This window comes from Paraburkholderia azotifigens, assembly GCF_007995085.1.
Taxonomy (GTDB): Bacteria; Pseudomonadota; Gammaproteobacteria; order Burkholderiales; family Burkholderiaceae; genus Paraburkholderia; species Paraburkholderia azotifigens.
The window spans coordinates 1,196,533-1,212,278 of record NZ_VOQS01000003.1; the positions used below are offsets into that span (position 1 = coordinate 1,196,533).

The window sequence follows — 15,746 nt, forward strand, 5'->3', positions numbered from 1 at the left end:
GACACGGCGGGCCAATACGCACATCGGCCCGCCGTCAGCTCGGGGCCACGAGGCGACCACGGCGCCCGCACGTTCTTCGGAACGTGCGGGCGTTGTCTATTGAATCGGCAGGAAAAAGCAACGAAGCGGGATGCGTCAGACCATCCGCTTCAACTCCTTCTGCAGCCGGTCGAAGTTCTCTTCGTTTGCCTTCAACGCAAACGTCTTCACCTGCGCACACACGGCGGGCGTCTCGAACAGCATGCGAAACGTGATGCGCGTCTGCGCGTCGCTTGCTGCATCGAACGTAGCTGTCACGCGAAAGTATGGCCCCGACACATGATCGAACACGATCCGCTCGGGCGCGACGATCTCGACGAATACGCTGTGATTCCTGTAATCGACGCCGTCCGGCCCATGCATCACGAAGCGCCAGTTGCCGCCGGGACGCAGATCGAATTCGTGGAAGGAATTGGTGAAGCCCTTGGGGCCCCACCAGTGCGCAAGGTGCGCCGGGTCTGTCCACGCGCTGAAGACGAGATCGCGCGGAAAATCGAACACGCGCGTCGACACGATTTGCAGATCCGCGACAGGCGGAGTTGCGTCGCCATCCTCGGACATGAGACAGCCTCCTTCGAACAATGCGCCGCGTCCGCCCGAAGCCGGGCGGACCATTCAAGCATAGTGCATTGTCGAAGTATCGAATGCCCTCGGCACGGGGCGCTCACGCCAAAAAGCCTGGCGAATGCGCGATGCCGAACGTTGAAGCGTCTAAGGTCCGATAAATAGAGGCGAATGCAGCGGCAAAGATCAGATGGCAACCGGTTCCGCCGACGGTTCGATGGGAATCACGCGCCGCGCCGCCGGCGCGCCGCACTGCCGCAGCAGATCGCGCAAGTCGTTGATCACCGGGAAGACTTCGTGATTCCAGTCGGCGCCTTGCGCGTCGTGCGCTGCCTGTTCGAGTTCCACGATCCAGCGATCTTCCGCGAAGATGCGCTCCGTGAACCACACCAGCAGCGGCCACGCGATGTCGAGCAACGCGCCGAGCTTCGGCCGCTTGATGGACAGGAGGCCGAACGTGCGATTGGTGCGCTGCTCGCGATCGAGCGGCACATAGCAGATCCACAGGTCCATCACGAGCGTCCCGTCCGACGTGCGGATCTGCAGCGTCTGAAACGGATACTGCGTGCGGATCGTCATCACGTCCTTGTGGTCTTCCCTCGTGCTGTTGCGTTTCTGCCCGAACACGAGCGCCTCGCCGATCGGCTGCTGGCCCGCTTCGCGCGCAAACGTGTAGTCCACTTCGACCCAGTCGTCGCCGCGCCGCCGGCCGAGCGAACGCGCGCGCATCTTGCCCATCTGCTTGCGATGCAAAAACTGATGGTTCATGTCCATCAGGTTTTCGTGCATGAACGAGTAATGGCAAGCCACTTCGCGGCCGAAGCGGCGCGTCTTGTATGCCTTGTCGGCGACGGAGCCAAGCGGCGGCAGCGGCATCGTTTCGGCGAGTTCGGCTTTGCCGGGAAACACGAAAACCAGTCCTTCCGATTCGCGGCACGGATATGCGCGCACGCCATTCGGCAGGCGCTCGCGTCCCAGATACGGGACGTCGATGCATTTGCCCGAGCAGTCGTAGGTCCAGCCGTGGTAGCCGCAGCGGATCGCTTCGCCGTCCACCACGCCGCCGCTCAGCGGCACCTGCCGGTGCGCGCAGCGATCCTCCAGCGCGATCACCTTGCCCGACTCCGTGCGCGCCAGCACGATTGGCTCGCCGGCGAAGCGCACGGCGTGCGTCTTGCCGCGCTTCACTTCGCGCGACCACGCGAGCGGATACCAGTGATCGGGATGGATATCGACGCGGCGCAGATCACGCACGGCGGGTTTGGCGGTGTTATCGACGGTGCTGCTGTCCAGCGGAGCGACTACATGCATGAAGGAGGCCTCCCGGTACAACGGTCGACTGGTCGAGGAGACCGAGCCGGTGTGATAGTTGGTAAACCGATGTCCCAGTCAGTCTACTAGAAGTCGCCGCCGAGAATCATGAGGGCAGACCGCAGGTAGCGTGCCGGTAGAGCTTACCGACGGCTCTGCGTCAGCATGCGCGGGGCCAAAACGAAAGGCGGCGCCGAAGCGCCGCCTTTGCTTTCGTTGCCATTGCAACGCTCAAAACCGCTCAACGGCATCCTATGCCGCGATATTCGCGCCAACGACGCTCAACGCGTGGCCTGCGTCGCGCCGACGAGACCCGAGCGGTGCTGTTTGCCCCACGTCTTGCCACCGCGTAGAAATTGCAGCCAGCCGAGCGCCGCGCCCGTGTGGCGCAGCAACTGAAACGTGAACGGTTCGGCGATCGCGGCGGCCACGGCCATCGGCAGGCTCGTGCCGCGCGTCAGCCCCGTCCAGCGGCGATACAGATGAATGCTCCACAGGTAGAACGCGAGGTCGATCGCCGTCTTGAGCCCGATCACGCTGAAAATCGACACGACGATCAAGCCGTGTCCGCCGAACACGAAACCGAGCAGCAGCGCGAACGCGGTCAGGCCGTAGATGGGCTGCATCGTGTCGAACGCCTTCACGGGCAGCATCAGACGGCCGAGCGTGCCGTAACGCGCATTGCCCGTCATGTCGCGATTCCAGTACTGCGTCTGCAGGAAGCCCGCGAACCAGCGGCGGCGCTGACGCAGGAACGCGCCGAGCGTGGCGGGCGCTTCCGTCTGCGCATGCGCGTCGCCGACCACGCGGACTTCCCAGCCGAGATCGCGATCGACGGAATAGCGGCGCAGCCGGTGAATCAGCTCGTAATCTTCGACGAGGCATTGCGCATCGAAGCCGCCGACGGCAACCAGAGCTTCTCGCCGAAACGACGCAAACGCGCCCGACACCAGCAGCAGACTGTCGGCCCGCATCCACGCGAAACGCGCGATGAAATTGCGCATGTATTCGTAGGTCTGGAACCACTGGAACACGCGCCCGCTCGCCGTGCGATTGCAGACGGGCACGAGGATGCCCGTCGCCGCGACCAGCTTCGGCGACTGCGCGAAGGCCGCGCGCATGGCCAGCGTCGCGTCGTCGGCGAGCAGCGTGTCGGCGTCGACGGTCATGACGGTTTCGGTCGTCATCACTTCGATGGCGGCGTTCAGCGCGGGCGCCTTGCCGCCATGCGGCACGCGCAGCCAGTACAGATTCGGATAGCGGCTGCTGGGCGCGCTCAGTTCGCCGGGCACAGGCTCGACGAGGCCGAAGCGGCGGGTCAGCAGATCGCGTGTGCCGTCGGTGGAGCCGTCGTCGGCGATCACGATCTGCGCCGGGCCTTGCGTCTGCCGCAACAGCGCGGCGAGCGTGACGGGCAACACGCCCGCTTCGTTGTGCGCGGCGACGATCACGCCCAGCGTCGGCAGCTTCGTGGCGTCGGCGGAACGGTGCGCGGGCAACGAGCGGCGGATCAGCGGCAGCGTCTTCACCGTGACGAACGCGAGCAGCAGCGTGTCGTAAAGCACGTAAGCGATGCCCGTCGACCAGGCGAGCGCGCCATGCAGAAAGAACGCGCGTGCAAACAGCAACAGCCACAGCGCCGTTACGCTGCCGTGGATCACGGCGCTCTGCCACGTTCCCTTGCGCGGGTTGATACGCGGCGATGCGACGGCAAGCGCCTCACGCAGCGACCGCTTCGGAAGCGAGCCCGCAGCCGTCGACGGCGCAGCGGCCAAAGCAGGGTTCGTCAGCGTGACATCTTCGTCGATCACTTCGATATCCATTACGGCACCATCCGCTTGATGACGGAGTGACGGTCGAGCAGCTCATGCTTCAGCGCGCCGCCGATATGCATCGCCAGCAGCGCATACAGCGCGTAGCCGAGATAGGTGTGCAACATGCCGAACCGGTCGTGCAGCGGCTCTTTCACGGCAGGATCGAGATTCATGATCAAACCGATGCGCGGAAACGGGATCACGCCGAACAGATGCATCGGGTGCGTCGCGGCCGCCTTCCATGCGGAGTCGTGCATCCAGCCCGACAGCGGCAACGCGATCATCAAGAAGTACAGCAGGAAATGCGCGACGTGCGCGGCCAGCCGTTCCCACGACGGAAACTCGCGCGGCAGCGGCGGCGGCCGGTGCGACGTTCGCCACAGCACGCGCAGCAGCGCGAGGCCGAGTACCGTGATGCCGATCGACTTGTGCGTATCGATGACGGGGCGCACCCAGTCGTCGGGCAGCGAATCGGCGGACAGGCCGAGAACCACGTTCACGATGATCAGCACGGCGATCAGCCAGTGCAGGATCATCGCCGTGCGGGTGTAACGCGACGCATGCGCCGGCGTGGAAAGCGCCTCGATGCCGTCGCGCGCGGCCGTGCGGGATGTTGTCGATGTGTTCATGAGCCGTTCTGGTTGGAAATCGGTAGGGGCGTCGAAAGCGATGTGCAAGCCCGCGGATCGGTCGGCGTGCAAGCGGGCGTGCGGCAATCGCGCATTGCTATCGCGCATTGCTATCGTCTTAACAACAGAACGCCCGACCCCGCAGCTTTATTCCTTCAACGTGCGAGCCGCCCGTTTCCGTCGCGTTACCGTCGCGTTACCGTTCGTTGCATGCGTCCGCCGATGGTTCCGCACGGCCCGTCACGCGAACTGGTCGACGCCCTGCACCAGACGTCTGGCGAGGCGCGGCTCGCGCAGCTGGTCGAGCCACCATTTCAGCGCCCGGCCTTCCTGCTCGCCGCGCCATGCCACATAGAGCACGTTGGGTTCGCGCGGATCGGCGGTGTCCTTTTCGACGAGTTCGCCGCGCTTGAGCAGGGACGCGACGCGCTGACGCGGCAGCCAGCCGACGCCAAGTCCGTCGCGCTGAGCGAGGATTTTCGCACGCATGCTGGGCACCGCGAGCGAAGTCTGTCCGCCGAGCAGCCCGTACGCGCGGCCGCTCGCGCGCGACGAATCGGCGACGACGATGCCGCGCTGCTTCGCGATCTGCTCGCGGCGCAGCGGCTCCTTGATGCTCGCGAGCGGATGACGCGGCGAGATCGCGAACACCCAGTCGACCACGCCCAGCTCGAACCAGCGCAAGCCTGGAATGGCGGGCGGCTCGTTGGTCGCGCCGACGATCACGTCCGCGCGGCCGTCGCGCAACGCTTCCCACGTGCCGCCAAGGACTTCCGTCGTCACGCGCAGCTTGACGCCCGATTGCAGCGCGTCGAACGCGTGGACGACGGGCATGAAGGTCTCGAACTCCAGCAGTTCGTCCGTGACGATCCAGAGACGGTCTTCCCAGCCGCTCGCGATCTGCCGCACGCGCTGGGTCATGCGCGACACGTCCTGCATCAGCCGCGCGGCCTCTTCGGCGAGCAGCTGGCCTGCGGGCGTCAGTTGCAGGCGGTAGCGGCGGCGGTCGAACAGCAGCGCGTCGAAGCGTGTTTCGAGCTGGCGCGCCGCGTGCGATATCGTCGACGGAGCCTTGCCGAGCCGCGCCGCCGCGCGCGACAAGCTGCCGCTTTCGCGTATCGCCTCGAGCAGGGCAAGCTCGTCGTCGGTCAACATGTTCGAACCTGTCGAATGAGATGAACGGGAAAATCGTACGGCAAAACGCGGACGGCGGTCCATCATAGGGTCTTCTGCCGATGTTCCGCCGCACGGCTAACATCGCGCGGCGGGCTGCATTCGCGCCACGCAAAGCAAACAAAGGAGCACCAACATGGGATTGCTAGTCGACGGTCAATGGCAGGACAAGTGGTACGACACGGCTTCGACGGGCGGCCGCTTCGTGCGCACGGACGCCGTCTTCCGCAACTGGGTCACGCCTGACGGCGACGCCGGGCCGACCGGCCGCGACGGCTTCGAAGCCGAAGCAGGACGCTATCACCTGTATGTGAGCCACGCGTGTCCGTGGGCGCATCGCACGCTGATCGTGCGCGCGCTGAAGGGGCTGGAGGACATGATCAGCGTCTCGGCCGTGCACTGGCTGATGCTCGGCGACGGCTGGACCTTTGCCGACGGTCCCGGCGTGGTGCCCGACACGCTCAATCACGCGAAGTATCTGCGCGACGTCTATATCGCCGCTGATCCGCACTACAGCGGCCGCGTGACGGTGCCGATCCTGTGGGACAAGCATCAGCGGACGATCGTCAGCAACGAGTCGTCGGAAATCATCCGCATGCTGAATTCCGCGTTCGACGAGCTCGGTGCGGAGCCGGGCGACTTCTATCCGCCGCCGCTGCGCGCCGACATCGACGCGATCAACGCGCGCGTCTACGACACCGTCAACAACGGCGTCTACAAGGCGGGCTTCGCGACCACGCAGGCGGCGTACGAAGAGGCCGTCGCGCCGTTGTTCGACACGCTCGACTGGCTGGAGCAGAAGCTCTCCAGGCAGCGTTTCCTGACGGGCAACCGTTTGACGGAAGCTGACATCCGCCTTTTCACGACGCTGATCCGTTTCGATGCCGTGTACTTCGGCCACTTCAAGTGCAATCTGCGGCGCATTTCGGACTACCCGAATCTGTCCGCTTACACGCGCGACATCTATCAGCATCGGGGCGTGGCCGCGACGGTGAATTTCGAGCACATCAAGCGGCATTACTACGAGAGCCATCGCTCGGTGAATCCGACGGGCATCGTGCCGCGCGGCCCCGTGCAGGATTTCAACGCGCCGCATGATCGGGCGCGCTTTGCGTGACACGCTGCGAAAGCGGTGTGTGCGCGTTGCGCTAGACTGTCCGCGAGAGATCGTTTGGATCGCACGGAGACTCACATGCTACGCAAGACACGCACGGCATCCCAGCTACAAGACGAAGTGAGCCGGCGCATTCATCGCGCGCCGGAAGTGGTCGAGGACGGCGTGAAGATTCGCGTGCCGCGTCCGCAATCGCAGGAGCCGGACGCGAGCGGCTGCAATTGGACGATGAAGCATTTCGGCAATGCGATCGGCTTCGAGCGCGTCGTGAACGATGCGCTCAAGGCCGTGCAGAAGGAATACGACCTGTCCGAATCGGACGATACGAAGGATCTGAACAGCCTGTTCGGCGACTTCCCGAAGAGCTGACTTTCTCTCGACGCCCGGAAGCGCCGCCGCTCACGCGACAGCGGCGAACGCCTCTTCGATCTGTGCGGCGTCCGTCGGCCGCACCACACGCGCCACTTCGACGCCGTCGCGCATGAAGATCAGCGTCGGCCACAGCTTGACCTTGAAAGAGCGCCCGAGCGGCCGGCCCGGTCCGTCTTCGATCTTCAGATGACGCGTGCCCGGATGCTGGCCGAACGCCTTGCCGATCACGGGCTGCGCGCCCTGGCAGTAGCCGCACCAGTCGGTGCCGAATTCGACGACGGTCACGCCCGCCATGGCGTCGACATCCGCGCGGCTCGGCGCGGTCTTCGAGTATTGGTTCGCGGTAGTCATATCTCTCCATGCGCCGGACAACGCGGCGCGCGCGACTTCATATGCGCCATGTTGCCCGTTATCGAAGAAACGTGCCCTCGGCCTGCTCTTACTGGTTGCGCTGACGGCGCGCGCGGACGGCCTGCGCGAGCGTCTGCAGCGCGGGCTCGGTTTGCGCCCAGCCGATGCACGCGTCGGTGATCGACACCCCGCGAGCAAGCGGCACGCCCGGCTTCAGATCCTGGCGGCCTGCTTCCAGATGGCTCTCGATCATCACGCCGACGATCCGCTTGTCGCCGCCCGACACCTGGTTAGCCAGATCCTGCGCGACTTCGATCTGCCGCTCGTGCGACTTGTTCGAGTTGGCGTGCGAGCAGTCGACCATTACCTGTTCGCGCAAGCCGACCTTGCGCAGCGCGGCGCACGCTTCTTCGACGCCTGCTGCGTCGTAGTTCGGCCCTTTCTTGCCGCCCCGAAGAATGACGTGAGCGTCGTCGTTGCCGCGCGTTTCGAAGATGGCGGCCATGCCCATCTTGGTCATACCCATGAACGCATGGCTCGCGGCTGCCGCGACGATCGCGTCGGCGGCGATCTGCACGCCGCCGTCCGTGCCGTTCTTGAAACCGATCGGGCACGACAGGCCCGACGCGAGCTGCCGATGGCTCTGGCTTTCAGTCGTGCGCGCGCCGATCGCGCCCCACGCGATCAGATCCGCGATGTACTGCGGGCTCAGCAGGTCGAGGAATTCGGTGCCCGTCGGCAGCCCGAGGCCGCTGATCTCGAGCAGCAGTTCGCGCGCGCGGCGCAGGCCTTCATTGATGCGGAAGCTGCCGTCCAGACGCGGATCGTTAATGTAGCCCTTCCAGCCGACCGTCGTACGCGGCTTCTCGAAGTAGACGCGCATCACGATCATCAGGTCGTCGCGCAAGGCGTCGGCGGCTACTTTCAGCTTGTGCGCGTACTCCATTGCCTGATCGTGGTCGTGAATCGAGCACGGACCCACGACGACAACCAGCCGGTCATCGCGATCGTGCAGGATGTCGGCGATCTCGACGCGGCTCTTTTCGACCAGCGACTGCACGCCCGGCGGGCACGGCAATTCGTCGAGCAGCAGCGCGGGCGAGATCAGCGGGCGCACCGCGCCGATGCGCGTGTCGTCGATGCGCGTGGTGTCCTGGGTGGAATCGGCGACGCCGGCTTCCTGATCGCGTGTGGGGTTGTCGATGCGGCTCACGGTATTCTCCAGCTCTGCATTGTTTGGGGCGACCACGATTATCGCACTCGCCGCGCGGCAGACGCAGCCGTGAAGGCAGGACGCGTCACGTGCCATTCGTTCCGTTAGTGCCGTTCATCAGCTGGATCAGGTACGGCTTCCAGACTTCGGGGTGCGCGAGCGTCTGGTGTCCGTACGATTGCGCCGTCTCCGGCATCTCCACATACCGCCCCTGCGGCACCTTGCCGATCAGCCGCTGCATCACGCCGAGATCGGTAGCGTTGATCAGGTCGTCGGCGAAATTGATGGCGAACAGACGCCCGCGAATCGCACCGAGATTCGGCTCCGGGTCGTAGTCCCACGACGATTCGAACCAGTACAGCACATCGTTCGGATCGCTTCTCGCAGCGTCCGTCACGATCGACTCCGTCAACCGGGTCGCCGCCGCGCGGTCGGGCGCCTGTTCCTGCATGCGTGCCGCGTTGCCCGTGATCAGCGTGAAGACGGGCATCACGCGTGTCCATTGCGTGGGCGGCGCCGTGTAGTTGCCGTCCTGCCAGCCGGGATCGCTGCGAATCGCGCCGACGATCATCTGCCGCCACAGCCAGTTGCGCCCCGCCATTGCGATCGGCTGGCTGGCGATCGGCATCAGCGCGTCGGCCATGCCCGGATAGCGCTCGCCCCACATCCACGTCTGCATGCCGCCCATCGACGTGCCGAGCACCAGCTTCAGATGCCGCACCCTGAGCCCGTCGACGAGCAGCCTGTGATCCGCTTCGACTACGTCGCCATAGCCGTAGTGCGGAAACTTCGTGCGCATGCCGTCGCTCGGCTTGCTCGAGCCGCCGCGACCGAGGCCATCGGGAATCACGATGAAATAGCGCCGCGTGTCGAGCGGCTCGCCCGCGGCGAACAGTTCCTTGCGCATCAGCGGCGTGAGAAACGCCTTGCCAGTGCCCGTCGTGCCGTGCAGCAGCAGCACCGCGTTCGCGATGTCGCCATGCGCGTCTCGTTGCGGCGTGCCGAGCGTCACGTAGTGGATGCGCAGTTCGGGAAAGACCGTGCCCTCGGAGAAGCGGAAGTCATGCGCGATGAAATCGGCGGCATGTTCGGTGGGATCGGATGAATCTGCGGCTGCGCAAGCGTTGGTAAAAACCTGCGCAAGCGCGATGAGTACGGCAAGCCGGGGAAGGATCGAACGAAACACGGTGGGTCTCCGTCAACGTGCACGCGATGGCTTGGGATCGTACACGACGACGGAAATGTGCGTTCGCGCGAGCTTCACAGTGCGTCGTAGCGCGCCTTGATCTTCTCGAAGAGCGTCCAGAACGATGCAGGCGCGCCGCCGTTCAGACGCTCGCTCAGCACGTCGAGATGGCTGTGCCAGCCGGGGCCGACGTCGAGTTGCTCGTCGCGCCCGGACAGGTTGCGATGCGTGAGCACGAGCTTCACCTGATCGCCCGCTTCCGACAGTTCGAAAGTCACTTCGGAAAGATTGTCCTGAATGCTGCCCCACGTGAACCCGAGTACGTGAGGCGGCTCGAAGCGTAACAGTCGATGCAGCGATTCGTGTCCGCCCGCGTACTGCCGGTATGGCTCCGGCGGAACTTCTTGCGTCGCGGACAGCCGCGAGTGATCGAAATGCATCATGAAGTCGCCGCCCGTCAGCGGCGGCATCGCGCCGGATGCGAGCCACTGGCTGCGCTTGTCGGATTCCGTCAGATACGCCCACACGCGCTCGATCGGGCCGGGCAGCAGGCGTTCGAAGCGCACGGTCTGCGTGCCGTCGAAAACGCCGGGTGCTTCGTTCATATTCATCGTGTTTCTCCCTGTAGATTGCGTCGCTTCAGTTGCCTCGAATCAGAGAACGGATCGCCGTGCCGAGTTCCGCGATCAGCCGGTCGGCCTTGTCGGGACGCACGCCCGCGTAGCCGAGCATGAAGCCGTTGAAGCGTTCGGCGTCTTCGCCCTCATGGCAATACGTGCTCAACGGCGAAACCGCAATGCCCTGCTCGCGCAGCGCGAAGCTCACATCGCGGTCCTGCAGTGGCGCATCGAGACGCATCGTCAGATGCATGCCGCTGCCGTCGGACGAAACCGTCACGAGGTCGTTCATGTGCGTGTAGATCGCGCTGACCATCGCTTCGCGCCGCTGCTGATAGATACGGCGCATGCGCCGCAAGTGGCGCGCGTATTTGCCGCTTTCGATGAAGTCGGCGAGCGCAACCTGATCCGCGACGCGCCCTTGCCGCGACATCTCGCCGATCACGCCGCCGATTTCCGGCGCGAGGCTCGCGGGAACGATCATGAAGCCGATGCGCAGCGCGGGGAACATCGTCTTGCTGAAGGTGCCGAGATAGACGACGGGCGCGGCGTCGCGCAGCCCTTGCACCGATGGCAGCGGAGGGCCGCTGTGGCGCAGCTCGCTGTCGTAGTCGTCTTCGATGATCCATGCGCCGCGCTCGACGATGCTGTCGATGATCGACCAGCGCCGCTCCAGGCCCAGCACGCTGCCGAGCGGATACTGATGCGACGGCGTGATGTAGACGAGGCGCGGCGGCGTGCGCTGCCAGTGCTGTTCGGTGGGCGCGAGGCCGGCGGCGTCGACGGGAATCGGCACGATGTTCAGTCCCGCCGACTGGAACGCGATTCTCGCGCCTTGATAGCCGGGATTTTCGAGCCATGCGGTATCGCCGGGATCGGCGAGCATGCGCGCGCACAGGTCGAGACTCGTATGCGTGCCCGACGTGATGAACACCTGCTCCGCCGTGCAGCGCACGCCGCGCGACACGCGCACGTATTCGGTCACTGCGCGCCGGAGCGACGGATGACCCGCGTGATAACCGTAGCCGAGATCGCGGGCATCGACGGAGCGCCATGCGCGTTCCATCGATGCGCGCCATTGCGCAACGGGAAATTCGTCGAGCGCGGGCACACCTGCCTGAAACGGCGATTGCGTGCCGCGCGCGCCGCGCTCGCGCGGCAATCCGGCGACCCGCCGCGACAGCGCGCTGACGGGCGTGGTGCTCGCGGCTTCCGCACTCGCGGCAGGCAGCGCGACACAACTGACGATCGAGCCGTGACGGCTCGCCGCGATGAAGCCTTCTTCGGCGAGCCGTTCATACGCGTACAGCACCGAGTTGCGCGCGATGCCGAGTTGCTCGGCGAGCGCACGCGTCGGCACAAGCTGACTGCCGTGGCGAATGTCGCCGTTCAGGATGGCGTGGCGCAGGCTTTCGTAAAGCAGCGATTGCTGCGTGAGCTTACGTTCCGCCGACTGGCTCGCGAAGCTCGACATCAACAGCCCGTAGTCCAATTGCGTGGCTCCAGATTTTGCATTCGACGTGGAGCTAACAATGGTGCCACAGAAATTCTATGCTTCGACGATACCTGTCGATATAAGCAAGGAGCGCAAGCCGTGACCGAAGCCATCAAGATCCGCCCCGTCGTTCCCGCCGACTACGAAGCATGGCTGCCGCTATGGGACGGCTACAACCGCTTTTATGGCCGCTTCGACGATACGGCGCTGCCGCGCGACATCACGCAGCTCACGTGGGCGCGTTTCTTCGACGGACTCGAGCCGATGCACGCGATGGTGGCCGAACGCGCGGACGGCAAGCTGGTGGGCCTCGTGCATTATCTGTATCACCGCAGCACGTTGATGATGGGTCCGACGTGCTATCTGCACGATCTGTTCACGCTGGATTCCGAGCGCGGCAAAGGCGTGGGCCGCGCATTGATCGAAGCCGTCTATGCAGCGGCGAAGGCCGCGCACGCCGAGCGCGTGTACTGGCTCACGCACGAAAGCAATCGCACGGCCATGCAGCTCTATGACAAGGTTGCGGATCTGTCGGGCTTCGTCGTGTATCGCAAGCCGCTTTAGGCGAGATCCTTGATCAGCGACTGGCGCACGTCGTCGGGAATCGCCTGCACGTCGACCGGATAGTTCGGATGATCGCAACCGATCAGCAAGGCCGCGCCGTCGCGCAGGCGCGTCTTTATCGCAGGCGTCAGTTCGAAACGCACGAAATGCACGGCTGAAGTCTTTTCGTTGTTCTCGCGTTCGAGGTCTTCGTCGGCGATGGCATAAACGGGTTCTTCGCCGTCCACCTTCATGAACACGCTGTCTTCGACGCCGATCAGACGCGCCAGCGCGGCGCGCCGCTCCACTTCGTTCTCGTACTCGATCTGCATCGTCGCCTTGAAGTTGCTGCCGTCCGGCACGAGCGGCAGATACGCTTCGAGCTCGCCCTGTATGCCGTCTTCGTCGAAGATCTTCTCGATGTGCAGCATCTCCTGGATCTGATAGCGGATCGTCAGCTCGTCTTCGAACAGGAACGTCAGGTGATTGCCGAGCCTGACGATGCGGCGCTTCTTGTGCTCGATGACCTGCTCGCGCATCGTCTTGCGCGTCTTCGCATAGTTTTCCAGCGACAGCAGGGAGTTCCTCGCGATGCTCATTCTTGTCCTCGCAGAAGATTGAAGATCAAAGGCCGTACGCCTTGCGCAACAGCGTCAGCGGATGTGCGAGCTGTGTTTTCGGCAAGCTGTTTTCGTCGAAGCCCTGTTCGATATGATGCCCCGCGAGCTGGCAATCCGACGAGATGTAATCGGGCTGCGGCTGCGCCATTGCCTTGAAGACGGGCGTGCCGATCTTCATCGCCATCGCGTGAAATTCCTTCTTCACGCCGAACGTGCCCGCGTGACCCGAACAGCGCTCGACCACAGTCACCTGCGTGTCGGGTACGAGCGCGAACGTCTCCGACGTCTTGCGGCCGATGTTCTGCACGCGCGCATGACACGGCACGTGATACGACACCTTGCCGAGCGGCGTATTGAAGTCGGTCTTCAGCAGACCGTCGCGATGACGCGCGACGAAGTATTCGAACGGATCCCAGAATGCTTCGCTGACGGCGCGCGCGTCGGCGTCGTCGGGAAACATCAGCGGCAGTTCGTGCTTGTACATCAGCACGCAACTCGGAATCGCGCCGATGATCGCGTAGCCGTCGCGCGCATAACGTGCGAGCACCGGCATGTTCTTCTCTTTCTTCGCAGCGACGCCGTCGAGATTGCCTTGCTCCAGCAGCGGCATGCCGCAACACGCTTCGCTCGATACGAGTTCGTATGGAATGTCGTTGTGCGCGAGCACGGCGAGCAGATCATGGCCGATGCCCGGTTCGTTGAAGTTCACGTAGCAGGTGGCATAGATCGCGACCTTGCCGGGCGTGCGCTCGCCGTCCTTCGCCTGCGCTTGCGGCGATTTCTTCGCGGCGCTGCGGAACTTGCGCGCCGCGAAATCGGGCAGCCACGCGTTCTTGTCGACGCCGAGCGCCTTTTCCATCAGGTCGCGCGCCGCGCCCGTGTGATTCACCGCGTTGACCGTCTGCGTGACGATGGGAATGCCCGCGAACGTGCCGAGCGCGTCGGTGTTCGACAGGAACTTGTCACGCAGACCGACTTCGCCGCGCTTGTATGCGGCTGCCTTCGCGCGCAGCATCAGATGCGGAAAATCCACGTTCCAGTGATGCGGCGGCACATACGGGCACTTCGTCATGTAGCACAGGTCGCACAGATAGCATTGATCGACCACGGCGCCGAACTTCGTCTTGTCGACTTCATGCGCCTCGCCTGTGTCTGTTTCGTCGACCAGATCGAATAGCGTCGGGAATGCGCCGCACAGCGACACGCAACGCCTGCATCCGGCGCAGATGTCGAATACGCGCGTCAACTCCTGATCGATCGCATCCTGATCGTAGAAAGCGTCCGATTGCCAGTCGAGCGGATGGCGAATCGGCGCCTCGAGGCTGCCTTCCTTGTGAGGCATGACGCGAGTCTCCTGTGTCGACGTGGAGCACGCGCTTCGGCGCGTTGTTCCCGTCGGATGCAACGTGGTTGCGGGGCTTGTTATATGCGCGTCGGTTCTTTGTATGCCGGTGAAACACGCGCTATGGCACGCGCGAAATCGACGATCGTCTCGCTTGATCTCGCGTCAGTTCTCGCGCCCGTGCCATGCCGCCGCGCTCCGTCTGCGGACCAGGCCTGCTGCAGACGGATTGCGACAGTTGCGCCGGCTGCTCAGCCGGCGCTCCAACTCAATCGACCAGTGCCTCCAGCGCCTTCGTATAACGATTCGCGTGGCTGCGCTCCGCCTTCGCCAGCGTTTCGAACCAGTTCGCGATTTCGTCGAAGCCCTCATCGCGCGCCGTCTTGGCCATGCCGGGATACATGTCGGTGTATTCGTGCGTTTCGCCCGCGATGGCCGCCTGCAGGTTCTGACGCGACGAACCGAACGGCAATCCCGTTGCCGGATCGCCCACGACTTCGAGATACTCGAGGTGGCCATGCGCGTGGCCCGTCTCGCCTTCCGCCGTCGAACGGAATAGCGCCGCGACGTCGTTCTGTCCCTCGACATCGGCCTTGGCCGCGAAATACAGATAGCGGCGGTTAGCCTGCGATTCGCCCGCGAATGCGGCCTTCAGATTCTCCTCCGTCTTCGAACCCTTGAGTTGCGACATCTGAGCCTCCATCCAAAGCCTGTATGTGGGAGCGCGCGTTTTTCGCGTTTCTGATGGGCAAAGACCGGCCAGACGCGCGCACCTGAGCCGTGCCTTAAATCTAGGAGGTCGGCGATACGTTCCCAATTGGGTTTTTCAATCTTCCCGATAGTCGTTTGCCGGTTGGCCTTGCATAACGGTCGGTCCGAAGTAGACTGAGGAAGCGCACATACTTAATTTCTTCGGGGGAATTCTGCATGCGGCTCACGATACTGATCAACGGTTCGGACCCCACCGTCAATCACGACTACGCCGTGCTCTGGCTCGACACCGACGAAGGTCGATGGTCGAGAGAAGCACATGATGGGATCGACCTGCCCCCCTGGGGCGAACTTCATGACGAGGACGGCGTCACCAAACTCTGCGCACCAAGCGCGGACGCACCTTTATGCACGTTGAATGGCTTGCACGTCGACCCGCGGCAACGGGTCAGTTCAGTACAAGGCAGCGCGGCGTGGTCGTCGGACCGCACGCACGCGCTGATGAGCGGCTACTGGCGCCTGCAGGCCGTCGACCGCTTGCCCGTTCACGCCGAACACAGCGTATTCGGACGCTGATCGAACCTCCACTCGCATCCGAAGAAGCCCGCCCCGCCTATCCCCCTCGCGGGCGCGGGCCATCGTCCCAACCTTC

At 64.1% G+C, this 15,746-nt stretch carries 17 protein-coding genes; 4 read left to right on the forward strand and 13 right to left on the reverse strand.

Going from position 1 to position 15,746, the window contains the following annotated elements:
• Positions 1-135 precede the first annotated feature (135 nt).
• From FRZ40_RS22615 to FRZ40_RS22635, 5 genes are all read right to left on the reverse strand, one after another.
• The gene (locus tag FRZ40_RS22615) at positions 136-600 is read right to left on the reverse strand and encodes an SRPBCC family protein (protein WP_147235652.1); all 465 of its coding nucleotides are present in this window, start codon (positions 598-600) and stop codon (positions 136-138) included.
• A gap of 189 nt (positions 601-789) precedes the next feature.
• Positions 790-1,914 carry an aromatic ring-hydroxylating oxygenase subunit alpha gene (locus FRZ40_RS22620; RefSeq protein WP_028363827.1) on the reverse strand — a complete coding sequence of 375 codons (1,125 nt, stop codon included), beginning with the start codon at positions 1,912-1,914 and terminating at the stop codon, positions 790-792.
• A 281-nt stretch (positions 1,915-2,195) separates the two neighbouring features.
• The gene (locus FRZ40_RS22625; RefSeq protein WP_147235653.1) at positions 2,196-3,737 is read right to left on the reverse strand and encodes a glycosyltransferase family 2 protein; all 1,542 of its coding nucleotides are present in this window, start codon (positions 3,735-3,737) and stop codon (positions 2,196-2,198) included.
• Positions 3,737-4,357: a cytochrome b gene (locus FRZ40_RS22630; protein ID WP_147235654.1), complete on the reverse strand. Its 621-nt coding sequence runs from the start codon at positions 4,355-4,357 to the stop codon at positions 3,737-3,739. Before FRZ40_RS22630 ends, FRZ40_RS22625 begins: the two co-directional genes overlap by 1 nt.
• A gap of 240 nt (positions 4,358-4,597) precedes the next feature.
• A complete protein-coding gene (locus tag FRZ40_RS22635; RefSeq protein ID WP_147235655.1) occupies positions 4,598-5,512 on the reverse strand; it encodes a LysR family transcriptional regulator in 915 nt (304 codons plus the stop codon).
• A 154-nt stretch (positions 5,513-5,666) separates the two neighbouring features.
• On the opposite strand from FRZ40_RS22635, the gene FRZ40_RS22640 reads away from it, so the two are divergent.
• Positions 5,667-6,647 carry a glutathione S-transferase family protein gene (locus FRZ40_RS22640; protein WP_147235656.1) on the forward strand — a complete coding sequence of 327 codons (981 nt, stop codon included), beginning with the start codon at positions 5,667-5,669 and terminating at the stop codon, positions 6,645-6,647.
• Between the two features lie 75 nt (positions 6,648-6,722).
• Complete coding sequence (locus FRZ40_RS22645; RefSeq protein ID WP_147235657.1) at positions 6,723-7,013, forward strand: hypothetical protein; 291 nt, start codon at positions 6,723-6,725, stop codon at positions 7,011-7,013.
• Between the two features lie 30 nt (positions 7,014-7,043).
• Here FRZ40_RS22645 and FRZ40_RS22650 read toward each other — a convergent pair whose 3' ends face one another.
• The 5 genes from FRZ40_RS22650 to pdxR form a co-directional block, all read right to left on the reverse strand.
• Positions 7,044-7,367, reverse strand: coding sequence for a thioredoxin family protein (locus FRZ40_RS22650; RefSeq protein ID WP_028363833.1), 324 nt, complete (start codon positions 7,365-7,367; stop codon positions 7,044-7,046).
• Positions 7,368-7,455: 88 nt separating this feature from the next.
• Entirely contained in the window at positions 7,456-8,580 is a 1,125-nt protein-coding gene (locus tag FRZ40_RS22655; RefSeq protein ID WP_147235658.1) for a 3-deoxy-7-phosphoheptulonate synthase, read from the reverse strand.
• A gap of 85 nt (positions 8,581-8,665) precedes the next feature.
• Positions 8,666-9,766 carry an alpha/beta fold hydrolase gene (locus tag FRZ40_RS22660; protein ID WP_147235659.1) on the reverse strand — a complete coding sequence of 367 codons (1,101 nt, stop codon included), beginning with the start codon at positions 9,764-9,766 and terminating at the stop codon, positions 8,666-8,668.
• 74 nt (positions 9,767-9,840) lie between these two features.
• The gene (locus tag FRZ40_RS22665; protein ID WP_147235660.1) at positions 9,841-10,377 is read right to left on the reverse strand and encodes an SRPBCC family protein; all 537 of its coding nucleotides are present in this window, start codon (positions 10,375-10,377) and stop codon (positions 9,841-9,843) included.
• A gap of 28 nt (positions 10,378-10,405) precedes the next feature.
• On the reverse strand, positions 10,406-11,875 hold the full coding sequence (gene pdxR, locus FRZ40_RS22670) for a MocR-like pyridoxine biosynthesis transcription factor PdxR (RefSeq protein WP_147235661.1): 1,470 nt from the start codon (positions 11,873-11,875) through the stop codon (positions 10,406-10,408).
• 102 nt (positions 11,876-11,977) lie between these two features.
• Between pdxR and FRZ40_RS22675 the strand changes: the two genes are divergently transcribed.
• A complete protein-coding gene (locus FRZ40_RS22675) occupies positions 11,978-12,442 on the forward strand; it encodes a GNAT family N-acetyltransferase (RefSeq protein ID WP_028363837.1) in 465 nt (154 codons plus the stop codon).
• Here FRZ40_RS22675 and FRZ40_RS22680 read toward each other — a convergent pair.
• The 3 genes from FRZ40_RS22680 to FRZ40_RS22690 all read right to left on the reverse strand — a co-directional run bounded on the left by FRZ40_RS22680 (position 12,439) and on the right by FRZ40_RS22690 (position 15,074).
• Positions 12,439-13,020 carry a DUF3501 family protein gene (locus tag FRZ40_RS22680; RefSeq protein ID WP_028363838.1) on the reverse strand — a complete coding sequence of 194 codons (582 nt, stop codon included), beginning with the start codon at positions 13,018-13,020 and terminating at the stop codon, positions 12,439-12,441. The two genes, FRZ40_RS22675 and FRZ40_RS22680, sit on opposite strands and share 4 nt — an antisense overlap.
• A 25-nt stretch (positions 13,021-13,045) precedes the next feature.
• Positions 13,046-14,383 (reverse strand): heterodisulfide reductase-related iron-sulfur binding cluster, encoded by a 1,338-nt coding sequence (locus FRZ40_RS22685; RefSeq protein ID WP_147235662.1) that lies wholly within the window; start codon positions 14,381-14,383, stop codon positions 13,046-13,048.
• 268 nt (positions 14,384-14,651) lie between these two features.
• Positions 14,652-15,074: a rubrerythrin family protein gene (locus FRZ40_RS22690; protein WP_028363840.1), complete on the reverse strand. Its 423-nt coding sequence runs from the start codon at positions 15,072-15,074 to the stop codon at positions 14,652-14,654.
• 236 nt (positions 15,075-15,310) lie between these two features.
• Between FRZ40_RS22690 and FRZ40_RS22695 the strand changes: the two genes are divergently transcribed.
• Entirely contained in the window at positions 15,311-15,670 is a 360-nt protein-coding gene (locus tag FRZ40_RS22695; RefSeq protein ID WP_028363841.1) for a DUF3564 domain-containing protein, read from the forward strand.
• The last annotated feature ends 76 nt before the right edge of the window (positions 15,671-15,746 follow it).